Source organism: Ignatzschineria cameli, from assembly GCF_003121895.1.
Lineage (GTDB): Bacteria > Pseudomonadota > Gammaproteobacteria > Cardiobacteriales > Wohlfahrtiimonadaceae > Ignatzschineria > Ignatzschineria cameli.
Genome location: NZ_QEWW01000004.1, coordinates 41,757 through 62,940 on the forward strand (window position 1 = coordinate 41,757; position 21,184 = coordinate 62,940).

15 protein-coding genes are annotated in these 21,184 nt (G+C 41.8%); 7 read left to right on the forward strand and 8 right to left on the reverse strand.

The genetic code is table 11. The features are described 5' to 3' along the window. Positions 1-71 precede the first annotated feature (71 nt). From DC077_RS06880 to DC077_RS06890, 3 genes are all read left to right on the forward strand, one after another. Positions 72-1,103 (forward strand): PhoH family protein, encoded by a 1,032-nt coding sequence (locus tag DC077_RS06880; protein ID WP_109201775.1) that lies wholly within the window; start codon positions 72-74, stop codon positions 1,101-1,103. Positions 1,104-1,106: 3 nt separating this feature from the next. Beyond that, positions 1,107-1,616: an rRNA maturation RNase YbeY gene (gene ybeY / locus DC077_RS06885; protein ID WP_109201776.1), complete on the forward strand. Its 510-nt coding sequence runs from the start codon at positions 1,107-1,109 to the stop codon at positions 1,614-1,616. 148 nt (positions 1,617-1,764) lie between these two features. After that, entirely contained in the window at positions 1,765-2,265 is a 501-nt protein-coding gene (locus DC077_RS06890) for a hypothetical protein (RefSeq protein WP_109201777.1), read from the forward strand. A 50-nt stretch (positions 2,266-2,315) separates the two neighbouring features. On the opposite strand, the gene cmoB is transcribed toward DC077_RS06890, so the two are convergent. The 5 genes from cmoB to cfa form a co-directional block, all read right to left on the reverse strand. Further along, a complete protein-coding gene (gene cmoB, locus DC077_RS06895; RefSeq protein ID WP_239990360.1) occupies positions 2,316-3,269 on the reverse strand; it encodes a tRNA 5-methoxyuridine(34)/uridine 5-oxyacetic acid(34) synthase CmoB in 954 nt (317 codons plus the stop codon). Between the two features lie 64 nt (positions 3,270-3,333). Continuing rightward, a complete protein-coding gene (gene cmoA / locus DC077_RS06900) occupies positions 3,334-4,104 on the reverse strand; it encodes a carboxy-S-adenosyl-L-methionine synthase CmoA (RefSeq protein WP_275663912.1) in 771 nt (256 codons plus the stop codon). 285 nt (positions 4,105-4,389) lie between these two features. Then, on the reverse strand, positions 4,390-5,136 hold the full coding sequence (tatB, locus tag DC077_RS06905) for a Sec-independent protein translocase protein TatB (RefSeq protein ID WP_109201779.1): 747 nt from the start codon (positions 5,134-5,136) through the stop codon (positions 4,390-4,392). Positions 5,137-5,200: 64 nt separating this feature from the next. After that, positions 5,201-5,452, reverse strand: a complete 252-nt coding sequence (gene tatA / locus DC077_RS06910) for a Sec-independent protein translocase subunit TatA (protein ID WP_109201780.1) — start codon at positions 5,450-5,452, stop codon at positions 5,201-5,203. A gap of 531 nt (positions 5,453-5,983) precedes the next feature. After that, entirely contained in the window at positions 5,984-7,129 is a 1,146-nt protein-coding gene (cfa, locus tag DC077_RS06915) for a cyclopropane fatty acyl phospholipid synthase (protein WP_109201781.1), read from the reverse strand. Positions 7,130-7,931: 802 nt separating this feature from the next. On the opposite strand from cfa, the gene gpmI reads away from it, so the two are divergent. From gpmI to uvrA, 3 genes are all read left to right on the forward strand, one after another. After that, the gene (gene gpmI, locus DC077_RS06920; protein WP_109217908.1) at positions 7,932-9,467 is read left to right on the forward strand and encodes a 2,3-bisphosphoglycerate-independent phosphoglycerate mutase; all 1,536 of its coding nucleotides are present in this window, start codon (positions 7,932-7,934) and stop codon (positions 9,465-9,467) included. Positions 9,468-9,815: 348 nt separating this feature from the next. Next, positions 9,816-11,228: a S41 family peptidase gene (locus DC077_RS06925; RefSeq protein ID WP_109201783.1), complete on the forward strand. Its 1,413-nt coding sequence runs from the start codon at positions 9,816-9,818 to the stop codon at positions 11,226-11,228. Positions 11,229-11,388: 160 nt separating this feature from the next. Then, on the forward strand, positions 11,389-14,217 hold the full coding sequence (uvrA, locus tag DC077_RS06930) for an excinuclease ABC subunit UvrA (RefSeq protein WP_109201784.1): 2,829 nt from the start codon (positions 11,389-11,391) through the stop codon (positions 14,215-14,217). A gap of 79 nt (positions 14,218-14,296) precedes the next feature. On the opposite strand, the gene DC077_RS06935 is transcribed toward uvrA, so the two are convergent. Continuing rightward, positions 14,297-15,934 carry a lactate permease LctP family transporter gene (locus DC077_RS06935; protein ID WP_109201785.1) on the reverse strand — a complete coding sequence of 546 codons (1,638 nt, stop codon included), beginning with the start codon at positions 15,932-15,934 and terminating at the stop codon, positions 14,297-14,299. A gap of 178 nt (positions 15,935-16,112) precedes the next feature. Next, complete coding sequence (locus tag DC077_RS06940) at positions 16,113-18,953, reverse strand: FAD-binding and (Fe-S)-binding domain-containing protein (RefSeq protein WP_109201786.1); 2,841 nt, start codon at positions 18,951-18,953, stop codon at positions 16,113-16,115. A gap of 240 nt (positions 18,954-19,193) precedes the next feature. On the opposite strand from DC077_RS06940, the gene lldD reads away from it, so the two are divergent. Next, on the forward strand, positions 19,194-20,330 hold the full coding sequence (gene lldD / locus DC077_RS06945; protein ID WP_109201787.1) for an FMN-dependent L-lactate dehydrogenase LldD: 1,137 nt from the start codon (positions 19,194-19,196) through the stop codon (positions 20,328-20,330). A gap of 366 nt (positions 20,331-20,696) precedes the next feature. Here the strand turns inward: lldD and DC077_RS06950 are convergent, their stop codons facing one another. Next, positions 20,697-21,086 carry an iron-sulfur cluster assembly protein gene (locus DC077_RS06950; RefSeq protein ID WP_275663913.1) on the reverse strand — a complete coding sequence of 130 codons (390 nt, stop codon included), beginning with the start codon at positions 21,084-21,086 and terminating at the stop codon, positions 20,697-20,699. Positions 21,087-21,184 lie beyond the last annotated feature (98 nt).

Sequence of the window (21,184 nt, forward strand, 5' to 3'; positions counted from 1 at the left end):
CTATAGAGCTCATAATGATAGAGTTATAAAGCATTTTTTCCGGATTTCGATAGAGGATAATAGAAGAACGAATGACTACAATCACACTCGCCTTTGAGGGCGATAATGAGCGCTTATCAAACCTTTGCGGCAATCTTGATGAGCATCTTCGATTAATTGAGAAGCGCGTAATGGTTGATATTGGCAACCGTGGTGCTGAATTTCAGATCGCCGGCAATGGAGATGATGTCAAAAGTGCGAAAGAGATCTTAGAGGAGCTCTATCGTCAGACAAAAGAGAAGTGGTTAGAACCGAATGATGTTCATCTTGTCATTCAAGAGTTTGGCCCGGAGTTTAAGGCACTCAAACAGGATAAGAAAGATCGCGTCATTAAGACAAAAGCGGGCTTAATTAGAGGCCGAACGCCGGCGCAGAAAGAGTATCTCTACAATATGGGCAAGCACGATATCAACTTTGGAATCGGCCCTGCTGGCACCGGTAAGACCTTTCTTGCCGTCGCTTCTGCTGTAGAAGCGCTTCAAAAAGATGAAGTTCGCCGTATTATCCTTGTCCGCCCTGCTGTTGAAGCGGGAGAGAAGTTAGGCTTTTTACCTGGTGATTTAACGGAAAAGATCGATCCCTATCTTCGTCCTCTCTACGATGCACTCTATGAGATGCTCGGTTTTGAGACCGTCAATAAATTGATCGAGCGCCACACCATTGAGATCGCTCCGCTCGCCTTTATGCGTGGAAGAACCCTCAATGATGCCTATATTCTTCTCGATGAGGCACAAAATACAACAATCGAGCAGATGAAGATGTTCCTTACTCGAATCGGTTTTGGTTCAACAGCGGTCATTACCGGCGATGCATCACAGGTAGATCTACCGCGCCACGTAAAATCGGGGCTAAAACATGCGCTCGATATCTTAGAGAATGTCGATGGAATCTCTATCAGTCACTTCTCATCGGTAGATGTTGTCCGTCATCCGATGGTGGCAAAGATTATTGATGCCTATGAAAAGGCCGATAAGATCGAGCGAGAGAGAGCCGAGATGAAAGCCGCAATTAACGCGGCAAGAGATGCCGAAAAAAGTAGTAAAGCAACCGCTGAGGAGCAGTAGCAGATGACAGATACAAATACAGATACAGATACAGATAATCTACAAGATAGAGAACTCTCCCTCTACACCGAGCGCGTAACCACAATCGATACCGCAAGTGATGAGCAGTTACAACATTGGATCACCACTGCACTACTCCATGCCGGCTACCAAAAACCTGCCGAGATCAATATTCGCTTTACCGATAATGAGGAGATTCAACAACTGAATCGTGATTTTCGGCAGAAAGATCGCCCGACAAATGTGCTCTCTTTCCCCTTTGAGGTCCCCGATTTTCTAGAGGAGGAGATCTTCACCTTAGGAGATATTATTATTGCGATGCCGGTGATTGAAGCGGAAGCTAAAGCGCAAGAGAAACCGATTGAGAATCATCTTGCCCATATGGTCGTTCATGGTACGCTCCATCTCTTAGGATTTGATCATATTGAGGATGTGGAAGCAGAAGAGATGGAAGCACTTGAGATCGCAATTTTAGCAAAATTGGGAATCGACAATCCCTATCAAGAACGTTAAAAATCGGTATAATTGTGAAACCCTTTAACCCTTTATAACTTTTTAACCTTTTCCTCTGCTTTTAAAGGGGTTTTTCTGTGAAGCGTCGCCATTGTTGATGGCGCTTCCCTATTTTATCGATATTTGCTAACTGAGTAGATGAATAATTATGACAAATACAGTACAAAAAAATAATCGTACCGCAATCTTTATTGTTGCGTGGATTGGACTCTTTATCTTTAACTTCCTCTTTGCTCGTTTAACGACCATGGTGCCGGTCTCGCTAATCTCGATCTTTATGTTCTTTACTGCCGGCGCGCTCTATAAAGATAATCCTACTCTTCGCCCCTTTGCCATCATTGGTATTTTAATCGGTATTCTCTTTATTGCATTGACCTATTTTGGCACAATCTGGCTTCGTTATGAGGTTGTCAGCCTGCTCGATATTGGCGGCCCTAAAGCGTTTCAAGTTGGATTCTATCTCCTTGCCTTTCTCAATGCGGCAGCCTTTACCACAATCGGTCTTGCACTCTTTAAGGCGCTACGAACAATGCGCGGCATGATCATCACCTTTCTTATCACTGCGCTGATCTATTTTCTTGTCAGCTACCTCTCAATGGATGTAATTAAGGTGATTATGGAGATGTCAGCACAGATTCCTCAAGGTTAGGATTAAGATTAAGCATCATAAAAGCTGATAGAAGTGAGATGCCCCGTTGATTAACGGGGCTTTTTTGCATGGATCACAGCACGAATTGGCGCAGGATGCCCCTCTATCGTTCGTGAATCATCTTCCGGATCTAAAAAGTCGGAAAGAGAGAGGTAATCCATCCACTCCGTAGTTCGTTGCTCCTCTACCGTTGTCTTTGCCAGATCAACACACTGGACATCGACAAAGCCAACACGCTCTAACCAGAGAATTAGCGCTTCAACAGAAGGGAGGAACCAGACATTACGCATCTGCGCATACCGATCTTCCGGCACTAAAACCTGCTCCTTATATCCCTCAATAACAATCGTCTCTAAGAGAAGCTCGCCGCCGGGGCGTAGTGTTCCCTTTAATTGATAGAGATGATCGATCGGTGATCGGCGATGGTAGAGAACACCCATAGAGAAGACTGTATCGAAGAGCTCAAGCGCTTCTGGCATCTCCTCTAATGTCATCGGCAGTTGCCAAATGGGTGCTTCCGGCAGATACTTTCTGACAGCTAAAAATTGGTAGAGAAAGAGCCAATTAGGATCGATACCAATCACACTCTTCGCTCCGGCACCTAACATACGATAACCGTAATAACCATTTCCAGAGCCAACATCGAGAATATTTTTATTTCTCAAATCGATATGTTGACTCACTCGATTCCACTTAAAATCAGAACGCCATTCAGTATCGATATAGGTATCACAGAGCTGAAAAGGCCCTTTTCGCCAAGGCTTCAATCGTTTTAAGGCATCTTGTAAGATCGCTTCATCACACGCTCCTTTTAAGATCACCCCCGATGCTAGATCAGCTGTGAAATCTTCAATCTCAGGAAGATCTAAAAGTGCATGCTCCCAACGTGGGCTATCACCATGTTTTTTTCGGAGGCGCTCTGCTAAAAATGAGGGCAATGTTGCGCTAAATCGCTCCATCTTCTGCCCTTTAAAATGATTGAGTAATTGATCGAGATAAATCATCTTATCCATATTCTCTCTTCTATCTGTTGTCTGTCAGTTGTCTGTATGTTGATCATCTATAAAGCTACTTAATAGCTAAAATTGAGGAGAAGTTCATACATTGAAACCAGAGGTAGACCTCACTAAATCCCGCTTCCAATAACCGAGCTTTATGGGTTTCAAAGCTATCGATCTTCATCACATCCTCCAGAGATTCTCGCTTTTGAGCAATCTCTAACTCGGAATAACCTTGGGAGCGCTTAAATTGAATATGGAGGTTATTGAGCATCTGATGCTCGCTCGGATCACTAAAGCTCAGCTTTTCCGATAGAAAGAGCGCACCGTCCGGCAAGAGTGCATCGGAGATCTTTTGCAAAAGCGCAAGCCGCTCTTCTCGCTTAATAAATTGGAGCGTAAAGTTCATCGCAAAGAGAGAGGCCTTTTCAAAGGGATAATCGGTAATATCTGCCTCAATAACTTCAATAGGGAGCAGAGATTCGATCATCATCTCCTGCGCTTTGAGATATTCTCGTGATTTCTCCACCATTGCTGATGAGTTATCGATAGCGACAATAGAGGTGTTAGGTGTCTTAATTGCACTTCGCAATACCATCGATACTGCACCAAGCGAACTTCCAAGATCATAGATTTTACTATTCTCCTGCGCGAAGAGTGGTGCTAAATTCCCAATATTCTCTACAATCGTCGTATATCCCGCCGCTGAGCGCCGAATCATATCGGGGAAGACTTTTACCACCTCTTCATTAAAGGTGAAACGATTACAAGGACGCTTCTGAGCATAGATTGCGTCTGCTTCTGATTGCTCAAAAAGGTATTGAATAGATCGATCATTCACAAATGTATCTCCTAAAACAGCAATAGATCTAGAGGCACAGCCCCGATTCCATCTGAATCTGCGGTGCCACTAGATCTATCGATAATATTGAAACAGTAATTAAAACAATAATTGAAACAATAAATTGAAACGGTAATTACAACGATAATTTGAGCGATAACTTGAGTGATGTAATGCTTAAATATAATTGCATATAACCGAATATAGCCGAATATAGCCAAATATAACCTTTAGCGTTAACGAGTCTTAATCGTAACGAATCCTATTGATAAGTCTTAATAAACTCTAACGATTCAACTCTAACTGCCGCAAGGTCATTCGGCGGCGGATCTCATCTTGACTCAAGAGATTTCGTGCCTCTTTTGCTTCCATCAGCGCAAATTGCAATGCGACCTTATCGTTCTCTTGCGCGGCAATCTCTGCTTGACGCATCCGCACAATACGCGCAATTAAAGCGTGACTATCGAGTTCATCACTAGGAGATGCCACAAGACGTTGCCCATAATTTTTAGGCGGTGCTGTCATAACGGCACCCTCTGCTGCATCCGCGATAAACTCTGCCTCCCCTTCTAGGAACGCATCATCTAACTCAAGATCAAAGAACTCCTCATCATCAATCGTATCATCTTTAATAACGGACTTTTTCCCGCTCTCTTTTGCCACACTTTCTGGCTTTTCTGAGATATCAAGATAGCGATCGACCTTCTTCACCTCATTCTCAACTTGAGATTGGGTATCAAGAACAGTGGATTCCACTTTCCGTAAAGATTGCGTTAACTCCGATTTAGTGCTATCGATTTCGCTCTTTAACTTCTGTAATTCAGAACTCTGCTTTAACTCCTCAATGGAGCGCTTAATCTCATCAAGCTCTAACTCATTGGTCAGATCATTCTTGATACTCTTCGTAAAGTGCTGAATCTTACCAACCCATTTACCAACAGTACGAATCATCTCCGGCAATTTTTGCGGACCAATGACAACAAGCGCGATGACGAGAATAATGAGAAATTCCGTGCTACTAATTCCAAACATGCAGCATCCTTCCTCTTATCCGCGCCAATCACGCTTTAAATTTGATGAGAAACAGTTGCAGAGATTACTCCACACGACTATTTTTCTGCTCATCAACAACGCTCTCATCCTTCACTTGAGTATCTGCTTTTTTATTCTCTAAATTTTGGGGTGTTGCACTCTCTTTTGCCTCTTTCTCCCCATCTTTTACTGCATCTTTAAAGCCTTTTACCGCACTTCCAAGATCCTTTCCTGCATTTTTTAATTTTGCAGTACCAAAGACTAAAAGTACGACAACAAGAAGAATCGCCCAGTGCCAAATACTAAATGAACCCATAATTACATTTCCTCTAAGAGTGTACGAGTATTAAATAATTTCTCCTTAATGATACTCTAAAACCATCGCTTTATATAGCCTATTATCAGCTAAATTTCATCGCAAAGCGCATCGATAAGGAATCATTATTAATAACAATCAACAATAAACGACTACCAATGACTATCAATGACTATCAATGACTATCAATGACTATCAATGACTATCAATGACTATCAATGACTATCAATGACTATCAATGACTATCAATGACTATCAATGACGACCAATAATCATAAACAAATACGGATAAATAACGGATAAACAGGAATAAACAACTACTAAGTACCTACAATAAACACCTAAAATAAGTACTCATAAAATAGTTATAAAGTAGTCATAAAGTCCCCATCAATCCTTCGTAAGCCTCTTCAATCAATTCCTCTGATATGGCATCGAAAAGTAGCACCGAGAAGCAGAATTGAGAAGAGGCTTATCGATCTACCGAAGTACTCTAACAGAGTAATATGACAAAACTGTCACGATCGAATCTTAACGCGCAACCTGAATGCCACCTTCAACCCCTAATGGACTCCAGAGAATCTGCCACAACTGGATGCTTCTTGCTCGAAAAGCGCCGGCACAAGCCATTAGATAGTAGATAAACATCCGCTTAAAGCGAGGAGAGTAATTAGATTCTAACTCCGGCCAATGCGCTAAGAAACGTTCAGCCCATGCCATTAGCGTTCGATCATAATCGGCACCAAAATTATGCCAATCCTCCATCACAAACTTTCCTTGACTCGCATTTGCAATTTTTTGGATCGAAGGAAGCTCACCGTTAGGGAAGATATACTTCTCAATCCAAGGGTCCACATTATACTTATTGTTATTCGAGCCGATTGTATGGAGCAGGAAAAGGCCATCCTCTTTAAGATTGCGATGGGCGACTTCAAAATATTTACGATAATTTTTCGGCCCTACATGTTCAAACATCCCCACCGAAACAATGCGATCAAACGATCCTTGAAGATCTCGATAATCCTCTAAAATAATCTCCACATCGAAAGATTCGCAGCGCTCTTGCGCCAATTTCTGTTGCTCCTTAGAGATCGTCACCCCAGTAACAGAGACTCCATAATGTTCAGCTGCATAAGCAGAGAGCCCACCCCAACCACAACCGATATCAAGAAGCTTCATTCCCGGTGCAAGTTGAAGTTTTCGGCAGATGAGATCCAATTTTGCCTCTTGTGCCGCTTCTAATGTTGTCGCCTCAGCCCAATAGCCGCAGGAGTATTGCATATAAGGATCGAGCATCGCCGTAAAGAGATCATTGCCCAAATCATAGTGCTCTTCCCCAACAATCCAAGCTCGCTCTTTACTCTGTAAGTTTCGAAGCCGGGCAAAGAGGACCTTTAACGTATCTCTAAAACGACTTGGAAGCTTCTCATCAAGCTTCTCCCGCATCACTTTTGTAAAGAAGAGATCGAGCCGTTCACAATCCCACCAACCATCCATATAGCTCTCACCGAGTCCGATCGACCCCTCTTCTAAGACACGTTGATAGAAATGATCATTATGGATCTGAATATCGTAGGGACGGCTTCCATTAATCTCGATTCCCGCCTGATCTAATAGATCCTGCGCGATACGTTTCCACTCGGTTGATTGACTTGCTCTCTTTTGAATACTGCTCATTTCACTCCTCAACAATTAAATCAGCTATTCAATTAGCTCCTAATTAATATTAAATTCACGCTAAGTTTTCGTTAAATTTGCATTGTTAAATTCGTATTAGATGAAGCGCTTCTAGACAAATCTTTAAACATTTAAATATTTATTGCTAATTTGTTGATAATTTATAAACAAATTTACAGACAAACTATAAACAATTATTATATCAAAATAACAAAATATAACTCTTCTTTTTATCTCTTCTTTTTTCTAAATAGATGGTGAAAGTATGCCATTAACCGCTATTATCTTTCCCCTCATATCATCATACTCAAATCTACTCTCTTAACATATCTATTGATATTCTATTGATATTCTATTGATCTACCATTGGCATATCGTTGATCTGCCATTGATATATCGAATATCTCTCTGAGGCACCACCATTATCACACTTAATTAGAAAGATATATTATGGCTATTCATTATGATGCTAAATTATCTCAAGATCATTTTTATCAAGAGCATTATTAATACTTCTCTGATACCTCTCTTAATCTCTCCTACCATATCTACACCAGCTTCCAGCGATATTATGCATCAATGAAGCTCTAAGCTAGCAAACGGTAACGCCCTAAAAGGAATTCTCCCTCAGCCCCCCTTTTTCGCTATAATGAACCATTAGATAACATATATTAAGTGTTCCCCTTTAAAGTAGGCTCATCACCGCCTCTTTAGAGATTCAAGGGGATCACTATTTGTAAGTTTTAAATTTCGAGTTTTAAGTTTTAAGTTTTTTAAAATCATTTCAAACAAGGAATCACGCATAATGTCTAGACCTAAACCGATTGTGCTCACCATTCTTGATGGCTGGGGATTTCGTAACGAAGTTGAAAATAATGCAATTGCAGCAGCTCAAACCCCTAACTGGGACCATCTACGTGAAGTGGGTGCTGTTACTTTTATTAAAACCTCCGGTGAAGCGGTGGGATTACCAGATGGACAGATGGGGAACTCAGAAGTCGGTCATATGAATATCGGTGCCGGTCGTGTTGTAAATCAAGACTTTACCCGCATTACCCAAGATCTCCGCAGTGGCGAATTTGATCATAACCCTATCTTCAATAAGGTGATGAGTGATCTAACCACAAATAATCGTGCGCTCCATATCTTTGGCCTACTCTCTCCCGGCGGTGTTCACTCGGATGAAAAGCATATCTTTGCATTGATTCGCCTTGCTGCCAAAAAAGGGGTCGAGAAGATCTATCTCCACGCTTTCCTTGATGGCCGTGATATGCCACCGCAATCAGCAACACCCTCTCTTGAAAAAGCAGAAGCACTCTTTAAAGAGCTTGGACATGGCCGAATTGCAACGATTATCGGACGCTACTATGCGATGGATCGCGATAGCCGTTGGGATCGTGTTGAGAAGGCCTACGATCTTGTGAGCCAAGGTTTAGGGGAATACCATGCAGCAACGGCAGAAGCAGGCTTAAATGATGCCTATGCTCGCGGCGAACATGATGAATTTGTTAAAGCTACGGTGATCGGTGACTCTGTGAAGATGGTCGATGGTGATGCCGTTATCTTTATGAACTTCCGTTCAGACCGTGCACGCGAATTGAGCTATCCCTTTGTAGAGGATGATTTTTCTGGCTTTACACCTAAATATCGCCCTAAACTCTCCCACTTTGTCTCTTTAACACAATATAAAGAGGGGCTGAATACCGAAGTTGCCTATCCTCCATTAGAGCTTAACAATGGCTTAGGCGAGGTATTAGCGAAAGGGGGTTATACTCAATTACGGATTGCGGAAACAGAGAAATATCCCCATGTCACCTTCTTCTTTAATGGTGGAGAAGAGAAGGTCTTTACAGGGGAAGAGCGTATTTTGGTTAACTCCCCTAAAGTAGCGACCTATGACCTTCAACCTGAGATGAGTGCGCCGGAAGTGACGGCACGTCTGGTAGAGGCGATCGAATCAGAAAAATTTGATGTCATTATCTGTAACTATGCAAATCCTGATATGGTGGGACATACCGGCGTTTTTGAGGCAATTGTCAAAGCAATTGAAGCGGTCGATACCGGTTTAGGAAAGGTCTATGAGGCTGTTAAGAAGGTGGGTGGCGAGATGTTAGTTACTGCTGACCACGGGAATGCCGAGCAGACTTGGGATGAAAAGACCAATCAGCCCCATACAGCTCATACTACAACCCCTGTTCCACTAATCTATGTAGGGCGCAAGGCAACATTAGAACCCGATGGCGCGCTCTGTGATTTAGCGCCAACAATCCTCTATCTCCTAGGTGAAAAGCAGCCTAAAGAGATGACTGGAAAGAATCTAATCCATTTCCAATCATAGTGCCCAATTATGGCGCCGGGTCACATCAAGCGAGATTGGATCAGTCAAAATTAGATCACGCAAAATTGAAATAAAATTGAAATAATCAGCGTGAAATAATCAACGCAAGATTAAGAGAGGCTCTTATCGGGATACTCTTATCGGCATCAAGACCGATAAGTACTCTCTTAATCGCTCAGCTTTCCCGAAGTAGCTCAACTTCAACATCGATTCGAGCGCCGACTTAAAGAAGCAACCATTTAAAAACATCAACAAAAGCATCATCGACAATCACATCGATAAGTTCGCTGGCCCTCTCTCCGGCCATTCCTCTGACATTCTCAGTGATATCATTTAAGGAACCTATTTATGAAAAGAGCGTTCTCCCACACCCTTCTCCTCTCAACTCTCCTGTCACTTAGTTTGAATCCCCTTGCTTACGCAGAGCCAAAAGCCGCTCAAGAACAGAGAGAATCGATGGGGCCGATCGATCTAATCTCCACGCCGGCAGAACCCACCATTCCGGTAGATGATCTACGCCGGTTTATTGAGGTCTTTGATGAGCTTAAACGCAATTATGTCGATGAATTGAGCGATGCCACTTTGATTCAAAATGCGATTATCGGCATGTTAACGAACCTCGATCCTCACTCAAAATATTATAGTGCTGAGCAATTTCAGAAAATAAAAAATGAGACCGCTGGTAAAGAGAGCAGTATCGGCATTACATTGCAATATGCTGCAAAAGAGCAGACGCTCGAAGGGGAGAAGAGTGTGGCAAAACAGCGAACACTGATTGTTCAAGCTGTTGCCCCTAACTCTCCTGCCGAGAAGGCGGGGATTGCTGTCGGAGATCGAATTGTGAGTATCGATCAGATTCCGGCAGATCAACTATCCCTCAAGCAAGCAGATGCCATGTTACAAGGGGAAAAGGGGACAAATGTTCACTTGGAGTTCTTCCATCAAGGGGAGTTGCAGGAGCGTACTATTCTTCGCACAGATATCTCCTTACCAAGTGTGACGCAGGCAAAGCGATATGGTCAATTTGCTTACATCTCCTTAAGCCGCTTTCAAGAGAGTAGTAGCGAAGAGATTGCCGATGCCCTTCTCGCCCTTGAGATAGAGGCAACGACTGAAGCAAACCCTATTAAGGGGATGATTCTTGATCTGCGCAATAATAATGGCGGGCTTCTCTCTGCCGCCATCGATGTCGTGGATCTCTTCCTCAACCAAGGCATTATCACCTACACCACCGGTCAAGCGGCGCAACATCAGAAACAATATCTTGCAACTGAGCGGGAGATCCTAGCTGAGGTTCCAATCATTCTTTTGATCAATCAACAGAGTGCCTCTGCAGCGGAAATTGTCGCCGGTGCCCTTCAAGATCATCAAAGAGCGTTAATAGTTGGTGAGAATAGTTATGGCAAAGGTTCTATCCAATATGCCGTTCCTCTCAATAATGGCGATGCGATTCGTTACACCATTGCCCGCTACTATACCCCTAATGGGCAGAGTATCCAGGATGAAGGGATTACACCCGATATCACAATTCCTGACCTTAAAGTCAGCCCTAAAATGAAGAGTGACAATCTTCAAGGTAAGAGAAGAAGTGCCGATAGAGATAAAGCTTCTTCTGAACGCTTCAGACAACAGAAGCAGTATCTCCTTGAGCATGACTATCCGCTCTATGAGAGCATTCTGCTCTTAGAAGGGATTACCCGCTATCCACAATCAACCTCCGCTAAAGGTAATGGTATGAAAGGAGATAGCGCGTTGAAATAGCCTCTTCGATCTTGAAATTTCGAAGATTCACCCTATATTCTCACATAGTACAAATTGACATAGTACAAAAAGATTATTTAAGGGAGTCGGCACTTTTATTGGAGACGCACTTAAGCGCTCTACCCCGGCTCTATCTCTCTACCTCCTATTTGAAGGTTTTATGGAAGATATAATTATTCAAGGTGCGCGCACGCACAATCTTAAAGATATTAGTTTAACCCTTCCCCGCAATAAACTTGTGGTGATTACAGGGCTTTCAGGCTCAGGAAAATCATCACTTGCGTTCGATACACTCTATGCAGAAGGGCAAAGACGCTATGTAGAGTCTCTCTCCTCTTATGCACGACAATTCCTCTCTGTTATGGGAAAACCTGATGTAGACCATATCTCCGGTTTATCGCCGGCGATCTCCATCGAGCAGAAATCCACCTCACACAATCCGCGCTCAACGGTCGGAACAGTCACAGAGATCTACGATTATCTTCGCCTTCTCTTTGCTCGTATCGGTACGCCGCACTGTCCGACGCATCATCTCCCCCTCAATGCTCAAACCATTCCGCAGATGGTAGATATGACAATGATGCTCTCTGAGGAGTTACGCCTAATGTTGGTAGCGCCCATTGTTCGTAATCGTAAAGGGGAGCATCTTAAACTCTTTGAAGAGCTAAAAGCACGAGGATTCCTCCGCGTTCGTGTTGATGGTGAGACTTACGAGATCGATGAACTTCCAGAGATCAATCCAAAGCAGCATCATGATATCGATGTTGTCGTCGATCGTTTCCGGGTGCGAGATGATATTCGGATTCGTCTCTCAGAATCATTAGAGACAGCGCTCGATCTCACAAACGGTTTAGCCGCTATTGTCGATATGAAGAGTGAAGAGACCCTACTCCACTTCTCGGCAAATTATGCTTGTCCTGAGTGTGGCTTTACCATTGCCGAGTTAGAGCCGCGTCTCTTCTCCTTTAATAATCCTGAAGGGGCATGCCCGACCTGTGATGGCTTAGGGGTGAATCAATATTTCGATCCTGATCGAGTCATTGCCGAGCCCTCTCTTTCATTGGCAAGTGGCGCTATTCGAGGTTGGGATAAAAATTCGAGCTACTACTTTTCGATGATCGAATCCTTAGGACGCCATTACGGCTTTAATCCTGAAACCCCTTTTGAGGCGCTACCTAAAAAGATTCAACAGATTCTGCTCTACGGATCGGGTGAGGAGGAGATAGAGTTCCATTATCTGAGCAATCGAGGACAACGCTCTATCCGTATCCATCCTTTTGAAGGGATCTTAAACAATCTAGAACGCCGCTATCATGAGACCGACTCTCAGATTGTCCGTGAAAGTTTAACGCGCTTCTTAGCGATGCGTGTCTGCCCCGATTGTGAAGGAAGCCGTTTAGGTCCAGCCGCAAAAAATGTACTGATTGAGGGTAAAGCGATCCACAATATTACAGCCCTTCCTATCAATGATGCTTTGATGTGGGCAGAGAATGTTAAGCTCTCAGGCGCAAAGAAGGAGATTGCCGATAAGATCTTTAAAGAGATTCAGGAGCGCTTAGGCTTTTTAGTCAATGTCGGACTCGATTATCTCAATCTCTCACGCTCAGCTGAGACGCTCTCTGGAGGCGAGGCGCAACGAATTCGACTAGCCTCCCAAATTGGTGCCGGCTTAATGGGCGTTCTCTATGTCTTAGATGAACCTTCGATCGGTCTGCATCAACGCGATAATGATCGTCTACTACAGACCCTTTTCCATCTTCGTGATCTTGGTAATACCGTCATTGTAGTTGAACATGATGAAGATGCGATTTTAGCCGCTGATTATATTGTGGATATTGGCCCCGGCGCTGGGGTTCATGGCGGTTCTGTTGTTGCCGCCGGCACGCCTCAAGAGGTGATGAAAAATAGAGATTCTCTCACAGCGGATTATCTCTCTGGGCGCAAAAAAATTGAAGTTCCGAAAGAGCGAACACCACGAGATCCTAAGCGAGAGATCAAGCTCATTGGTGCTACCGGCAACAACCTCAAGAAAGTAACCGCCTCCTTCCCATTAGGGCTTTTAACTTGTGTAACGGGTGTCTCTGGCTCTGGGAAATCGACCCTTGTGAATGATACGCTCTATAGTGCAATTGCCCGTATTCTCAACAAGAATAATAGTATTGAAGTTGCACCCTATCAAAAAATCGAAGGATTAGATCAGATCGATAAGATCGTCAATATCGATCAGAGCCCGATTGGTCGAACACCTCGTTCAAATCCCGCAACCTATACCGGACTCTTTACCCCTATTCGCGAGATCTTCGCTAATACGCCAGAGGCGCGTGCGCGCGGTTATCAGCCTGGACGCTTTAGCTTCAATGTGAAAGGGGGTCGTTGTGAGAATTGTCAGGGAGATGGTTTAATCAAGGTAGAGATGCACTTTCTCCCCGATGTCTATGTGATGTGTGATGAGTGTCAAGGTAAGCGTTACAATCGCGAAACTCTCGATATTCTCTATAAAGGAAAATCGATCAATGATGTACTCAATATGACGGTAGAAGAGGCCTATCAATTCTTTGATGCTATTCCTGTTGTTCATCGTCGCCTCGAAACCTTAATGGAGGTGGGTTTAAGTTACATCACGCTCGGTCAAAATGCGACAACACTCTCCGGCGGTGAAGCGCAGCGGGTGAAGCTCTCTCGAGAGCTTTCAAAGAGAGATACAGGCAAAACAGTCTATATCCTCGATGAGCCAACAACCGGTCTCCACTTCCACGATATTGCGCAACTTCTCAAGGTGATTCATACCTTACGGGATAAGGGTAATACCATTATCATTATCGAGCATAATCTCGATGTTATTAAGACAGCGGATTGGCTCATCGATATTGGTCCTGAAGGGGGAGCGAAAGGTGGGAATATCATCTTTGCCGGCACCCCCGAAGAGATCGCTCAATGTCCAGAGAGTTATACCGGAAAATATCTTAAACCGCTTTTAGAGAAAAAATAATAATTGCACCAACCCTTAAAAACAAAAGGTAGATTCAAACTAGAGTCTACCTTTTTTCTTTATTGAAATTTTGTAAAACTTATTTATTAAAAAATACTAAAGTCCATGGAACGACATATGCCTGCATTATGGTAATAAATCCTACAAATGAACAGAAAATCAAACTATGCTTTACGGTAAATTTAAACAAATCTGACTCTTTACCAACCATTCCCGTCGCAGCGGTTGCCACGGCAATCGATTGTGGTGAAATCATTTTCCCCGTAACGCCTCCTGTGGTATTTGCCGCAACTAACAGCTCAGGAGAAACATTCAATTGATGCGCCACATTTGCCTGTAGTGAACTGAATAAGGCATTTGAAGAGGTATCTGAGCCGGTTAAAAACACTCCTAGCCAACCTAAAAAAGGTGCGAAGAATGGAAAAAACACCCCGGTTTGAGCTAGCAAAAGCGCTAATGTGGAAGATAAACCTGAGTAATTTGCAATAAACGCAAACCCTAACACTAATCCAATAGAAAGAATAGGGAAACGCAACTCAACCAATGTTTCTAAAAAGGTTGATACAGCATCTTTCATTCGCATCTTAAGTATTATCAAAGATAAAATAGCAGCAATAAAAATAGAGGTTCCAACTGCCCCTAATATATTTAAGGTATAGACTGCAGCATAAGGTGTATCTTGAGGAACAACGGGAGTCGTCTTAATGACCAATTGATGTAAAAATGGCACCTCAAACTTCAACGTTGCAAATGTTAATAAATTTTGGATCGTCTTAAAACTCCACAACGTGACCATTATTGTCAAGATAATAAATGGAGACCAAGCAAGGAAGATCTGTCCAAAAGAATATCCACTTGGCATTTGTTTTTGAGGTTTTTTCTGCCCCTCAAAAGTGAATATCTCCTTAGGTTGCCATACGCGCAAGAAAATCGTAAGAGAGATTAAACTGACTAATGCTGAAGTAATATCGGGCAATTCTGGCCCAATAAAATTAGACGTCAAAAACTGCGTCACTGCAAATGAAACACCACAAACTAAAACAGCGGGCCACGTCTGTTTAATACCACGCCATCCATCCATCATTGCGATTAACCAAAAAGGGACAATGATAGATAAAATGGGAAGCTGTCGCCCTACTACTTGTCCAATATGAAATGCATCAAGATTTGCAACTTCTCCCGCGACAATAATGGGAATCCCCATTGCCCCAAATGCAACAGGTGCCGTATTTGCAATCAAACATAAACCTGCCGCATAAAGTGGCTTAAAACCTAAACCCACTAGTAACGCCGCCGTAATCGCAACTGGCGCACCAAAGCCTGCAGCGCCTTCTAAGAAGGCACCAAAAACAAAGCCTACCAGTAATAATTGTAAGCGTTGATCCTCAGTGATAGAAATAATAGAAGATCGAATAATGTCAAATTGGCCTGTCTTAACAGCGATTTTATATAAAAATACAGCGGTAATAATAATCCAAGCAATAGGCCATAGGCCATATAAAAAGCCATATCCTGAAGCTGCTAATGCCATAGTTACCGGCATTTTATATACAAAAATTGCCACGATAATCGCGATACTTAATGTTAATAAGCCGGCAATGTGCCCCTTTAGCTTTAAAACGGTTAATCCCAGAAAAAAAGCCACAATTGGCATAATTGCAAATAGTGATGACACCCCTAAATTCATAATCGGGGTATAGTTTTGAATCCACGTCATATTTTACTCCTCCTACATCTCCTTAAAAGTTATAGCATCCTACTTCTAATTAACTTTTAAGGTGATTTGTTTATGACATTATTATTGATAAATACTTTTATTTTTATTCTTTAACTTCATGCGCCTTAAAGGCCTATTTTCGTATTTGTGTTTTGCATTACCCCCTAACCTCGATTTATTAATTCGAACATTGATTCAATAATGATTCAATGCTGGCATATGACATCCCTGAATGCTCCGTTAGACCTATTTGACAAGTACGACTCATCGAAACGCCATGGTCACAACCTTTAGGAATATTATTATTTAAAAGTCTTAACCCATTTTGATTAAGTTCTGGTAAAAACATTCCCTTATTTCCCGCATAACCACAGCAAGCGATACCACTCAAGCTTAAAGAATCTGTAACTGCCCCTGCTAATGTCTGTAATGCCGTTCCTGATCCCATCTTGGTCGTAGAACAGGGGATATGTAGATTCAAAGCGGGCTTTTTATTTGTAATCGTTAACTTCGGTAAAATATTTTCAACTAAAAAAGTTGCCGCATCATAAATTTTTAATCTAGCATCTAATAATCCTTCTTTTTGGGCTTCCATAAGACGAAAAGCACATGGGGCATTGTCCGCATAAATAGGAATTTCCCCATTATGACTCGCTTGTAAAAGCGCACTATTCACTTTATTAACAGATTTATCTGCGGATAATTCCATTTTTAAAGAATCAAATGGCTGACCACAACAAAGAGATTGGTAATCACTAGGAAAAATAGCCTTATAACCTGCTTTTTGAAATAGTGCTAAGGTATCATTTGCAACGGATGTCGTCCCTTTTATGCCCTCAGCAAATGTACGATTAACGCAAGAGATAAAATAAACTACGGATTTTCCTGCTTCAGTCGTTGAAGCGCTTAAGATCGCCTTTGATAAGGCGCTAGCGCTCGCTGCTTTAGGCAAAGTTTCTGGAAGAACGGGAATCCCTTTAAATCTTTTATGAAGATTCGTCGATATTTTTTTACTCAAAGATGCCCCAATCATATGCGATAACTTAATCCCAATACGAGCACCTTGAGTCATCGTATGAATATGGTCTACTGCAAAATTGACAACTTTATAATGCGTATTAGGCACCTTTAGTTTTTTCATCATTTTGCCCGTATCAATGCCTATAGGGCAACGCGTTGCACACATACCTGTCATGGCACAAGTTTCAATCCCCATTTCTGGATAAACTTTTTGAATGGATGATAGTAGCTCCGGGTCTTTACCTGTCTTCACTAACATTTCATGCTGTCGCCATAAAACAATTCGCTGTCTTGGCGTTAGAGTAAATCCATCAGCAGGACAAGCGGGCTCGCAAAATCCACATTCCATGCATTGATCAATGAGAGGATCTGCCTCCGGCACTTCTTTTAAATTTTTTAAATGCAGCTCAGGATCATCGGTAATAATGACATCTGGGTTAAAAATACCTTTGGGATCAAAGAGCTTTTTAATATCACGCATAATATTATAAGCATCCTTACCCCATTCAACCTCCACAAAAGGCGCAACATTACGCCCTGTCCCATGTTCAGCTTTAAGAGAGCCTTGATATTCGACAGCAACTAACTGCGCTAAATCATGCATAAACGCATTATAATTTGAAATTTCCTCTGCCGTTTCAAATGTCGGCGTTAACAAGAAATGTAAATTCCCCTCTAGCGCATGCCCCATAATAATGGCTTCTGAGTAGTGATACTTTTTAAATAACAACGTTAATGCCTTGACACCCTTTGATAAATTTTCAATAGGAAAGGCCACATCTTCTGTAATAAGATTACTTCCCACAGGACGATTAGCACCAATAATGGGTAATAACCCTTTACGGACACTCCAATAAAGGTCTGTTACAATCGGATCTTTCGAAAAAGAGCTTTGATCATTACAGTAGAAATCTGCAACAATCTTATTAATTTGCACGATTTGCTCATCTAAGCTTTTATCGTTATCAGCACGAGTCTCAATCAAAAGACATGCGGCATTATCCGGAATATCTTGATAAAAAAAGCCAGGGAGATCAGACGTAATATGCTCAGCAACACAGCGAATACTAGGAGCATCTAATAATTCTACTGAGTCTACTATCGCCGCTTTTCTCAGTGCTGTTACCGCATCACAACAATGATCCATCGACTCAAAATAAATGAGCGCTGATGCTTTATGAGGATGATCAATAACTGTTTTATAAGTAATTTCACTAATAAAACCTAGCGTTCCCTCCGCGCCAATCATTAAATGCGATAAAATCTCTATAGGATCATCAAAATCAACAAGTGCATTTAAACCATAACCTGTTGTATTTTTTAATCGATATTTATGTCTAATTTTTGCCTCTAATTCAGGCTGACTTTTAATGCGATTCGCTAAATCCAGCAAACCTTTTAAGAAGGTATCATGAGTTTCTCGAAACTGCACCACGCTCTTAGGATCACCTGTATCTAAAACAGCGCCATCAGCAAAAATTACTTTAATAGAATCAAGGGTATGATAACTATTATCTTTAGTCCCACAACACATTCCACTTGAATTATTAGAGGCAATGCCCCCAATTCTAGCCGTATTAATTGTCGCAGGATCCGGGCCAATTTTACGGCCAAAAGGTACTAATAAGTTATTCGCATTTTGCCCGATAGTCATAGGTAGTAAGCGGATTTTTAATCCATCATCTATAACATCCCCTCCCACAAAACCATCCCCTAATAACACCAATACAGAATTAGAAGAAGTTTGTCCGGAAAGCGACGTTCCTGAAGCACTAAAAGTAATAGGGATCAGATATAAATCAGCTAATGCGATAATCTCTTTAACGTCTTTTTCATTTTGAGCTCGAACAACAATCTCAGGAATATACCGATAACAACTAGCATCTGTTCCATAAGCAAATCGAACCGCTAACTCAGTATATATCTGCTTCTCAGGAATTACTTCCATTAACGCGTCCAAAAATATTTGATAATTTCCCTTCTCTTCTATCAAAGCCATAAATCCCCCTCATTTCTACTTTTTTTACATGTTACTTCATAATTCTTATACTCTAATCGTAAGCTTACCGTCATAAGCTCATTTATTTTCATTTATTAAAATTAATACTATTTGCAATTAATAAAACATTTTTTTTAACAAAAAGATAGCCGAATGAGTAGTTGATTGATATCTTTTAAAGATATCAATCAAGAATCATATAAATTAGAATAATAATGATCATCAGAAAGAGGAGCTTCCATGATAATTTCAGCTTCAACAGACTACCGCAAAGCTGCGCAAAAAACTCTCCCACCATTTTTATTTCACTATATTGATGGAGGAGCTTATGCAGAACATACTCTAAGACGTAATGTTTCCGACTTATCAGATATAGAACTCAAACAACGTGTCCTAAATAACATGGAGAATGTGAGTACTGAAACAACGCTGTGGGATGACAAACTTGATTTACCCGTCATCCTTGCTCCTGTGGGTTTAACAGGAATGTACGCGAGAAGAGGGGAAGTTCAGGCCGCTAAAGCTGCGGACAATAAAGGCATTCCTTTTACACTCTCATCAGTATCTGTTTGCCCAATAGAGGAAGTTGTTCCTGCTATCGATCGACCTATGTGGTTTCAGCTCTATGTCCTCAAAGATCGTGGTTTTATGAAAAATGCTTTAGAGCGTGCAAAAGAAAACGGCGTTAAAACTTTAGTATTTACTGTAGATATGCCAACACCAGGAGCAAGATACAGAGATGCGCACTCGGGAATGAGCGGACCTAATGCCAATCTTCGCCGTATGATTCAAGCATCTCTTCATCCTAAATGGGCGTGGGATGTTGGTTTAAAAGGCAAGCCGCACGATCTTGGCAATATTTCTAAATATCGAGGAGAGCCTACACATCTTGAAGACTATATCGGTTGGCTTACTAAAAACTTTGATCCCTCTATCTGCTGGAAAGATTTAGAATGGATTCGAGAATTTTGGGAAGGTCCAATGATTATTAAAGGAATCCTTGATCCTGAAGATGCAAAAGAAGCTGTCAGATTTGGTGCTGATGGCATCGTTGTCTCAAATCATGGAGGGCGACAATTAGATGGAGTATTATCAAGCGCGAGAGCCCTGCCTAAAATCGTAGATGCCGTTAAAGGGGATATAAAAATATTGGCAGACTCAGGAATACGTACAGGTCTTGATGTTGTGAGAATGATAGCCCTAGGCGCAGATAGTGTAATGATTGGACGCGCTTATGCTTATGCTTTAGCCGCTCAAGGCCAAAAAGGCGTTGAAAATCTTCTCGATCTTTTCCAAAAAGAGATGAAAGTTGCAATGACACTAACAGGCGCGAATAGCATTAAAGATATCACTAAGGATATTTTGGTAGATTATTAAGTTCTATCTTACGTTCTATACAAATAACAACAGTATAAGAAGCCTTGCAATAAAGCTTCTTATACCTTTTCGTCCCTCATCAAAAGATCAAAAATTATAGTAAAATCGGTTCAAAAGAAGCTAGCTTAAATGCCGGCGCATCGACAACTAGAGGCAAGGAGAGAGTTCTATCCGGCACCCTGCAAATCTATTTATGTCGCTCTTTTATCAATGAATGCAAAGCTGGGACGAATGTTTCGTGCTCGTTCTAAAATCCTGTACCAGCAGTTTTTATTGAACCGATTTCACTAGGGATATAAAAAAGCCTAGAATAATATTCTATTCTAGGCTTCGATGTTTATCCCTAATCTGCGGAGTGATGCTAAATTACAGCATATTCAACTCTAATTTTGCACGAAGTGACATTCTTTGTGGCGTCCAGAACGGTTCCCAAACTAGATCAACCATGCACTCTTTAATCTCAGGGATGGAGTAGACCGCATTTGAAACCCAACCGGGCATCTCACCGGCAACCGGGCATCCTGGTGCGGTTAAAGTCATATCGATCCGGATACGAATATTGTTCTCCGTCAGATCAAGAAACTCAATTGCGTAGATCAATCCTAACTCATAGATATCTACAGGAATCTCCGGGTCATATACTTTCTTAATAGCATCTACAATCCCTTCAATCAGTTCATCTACCTTCTCATCCGGCGCAACACCCTCTGCAAAGAGAATCTGCGGGAAATTAGGCTCATCGCGATTCATATCCATTTAAATCTCTATCCTTCTAATTCTTAATTATTAATTTAATTAATAATTCAATTAATGATTCAATTAATGATTCAGCTAAAATTACTAATCTAATCTGT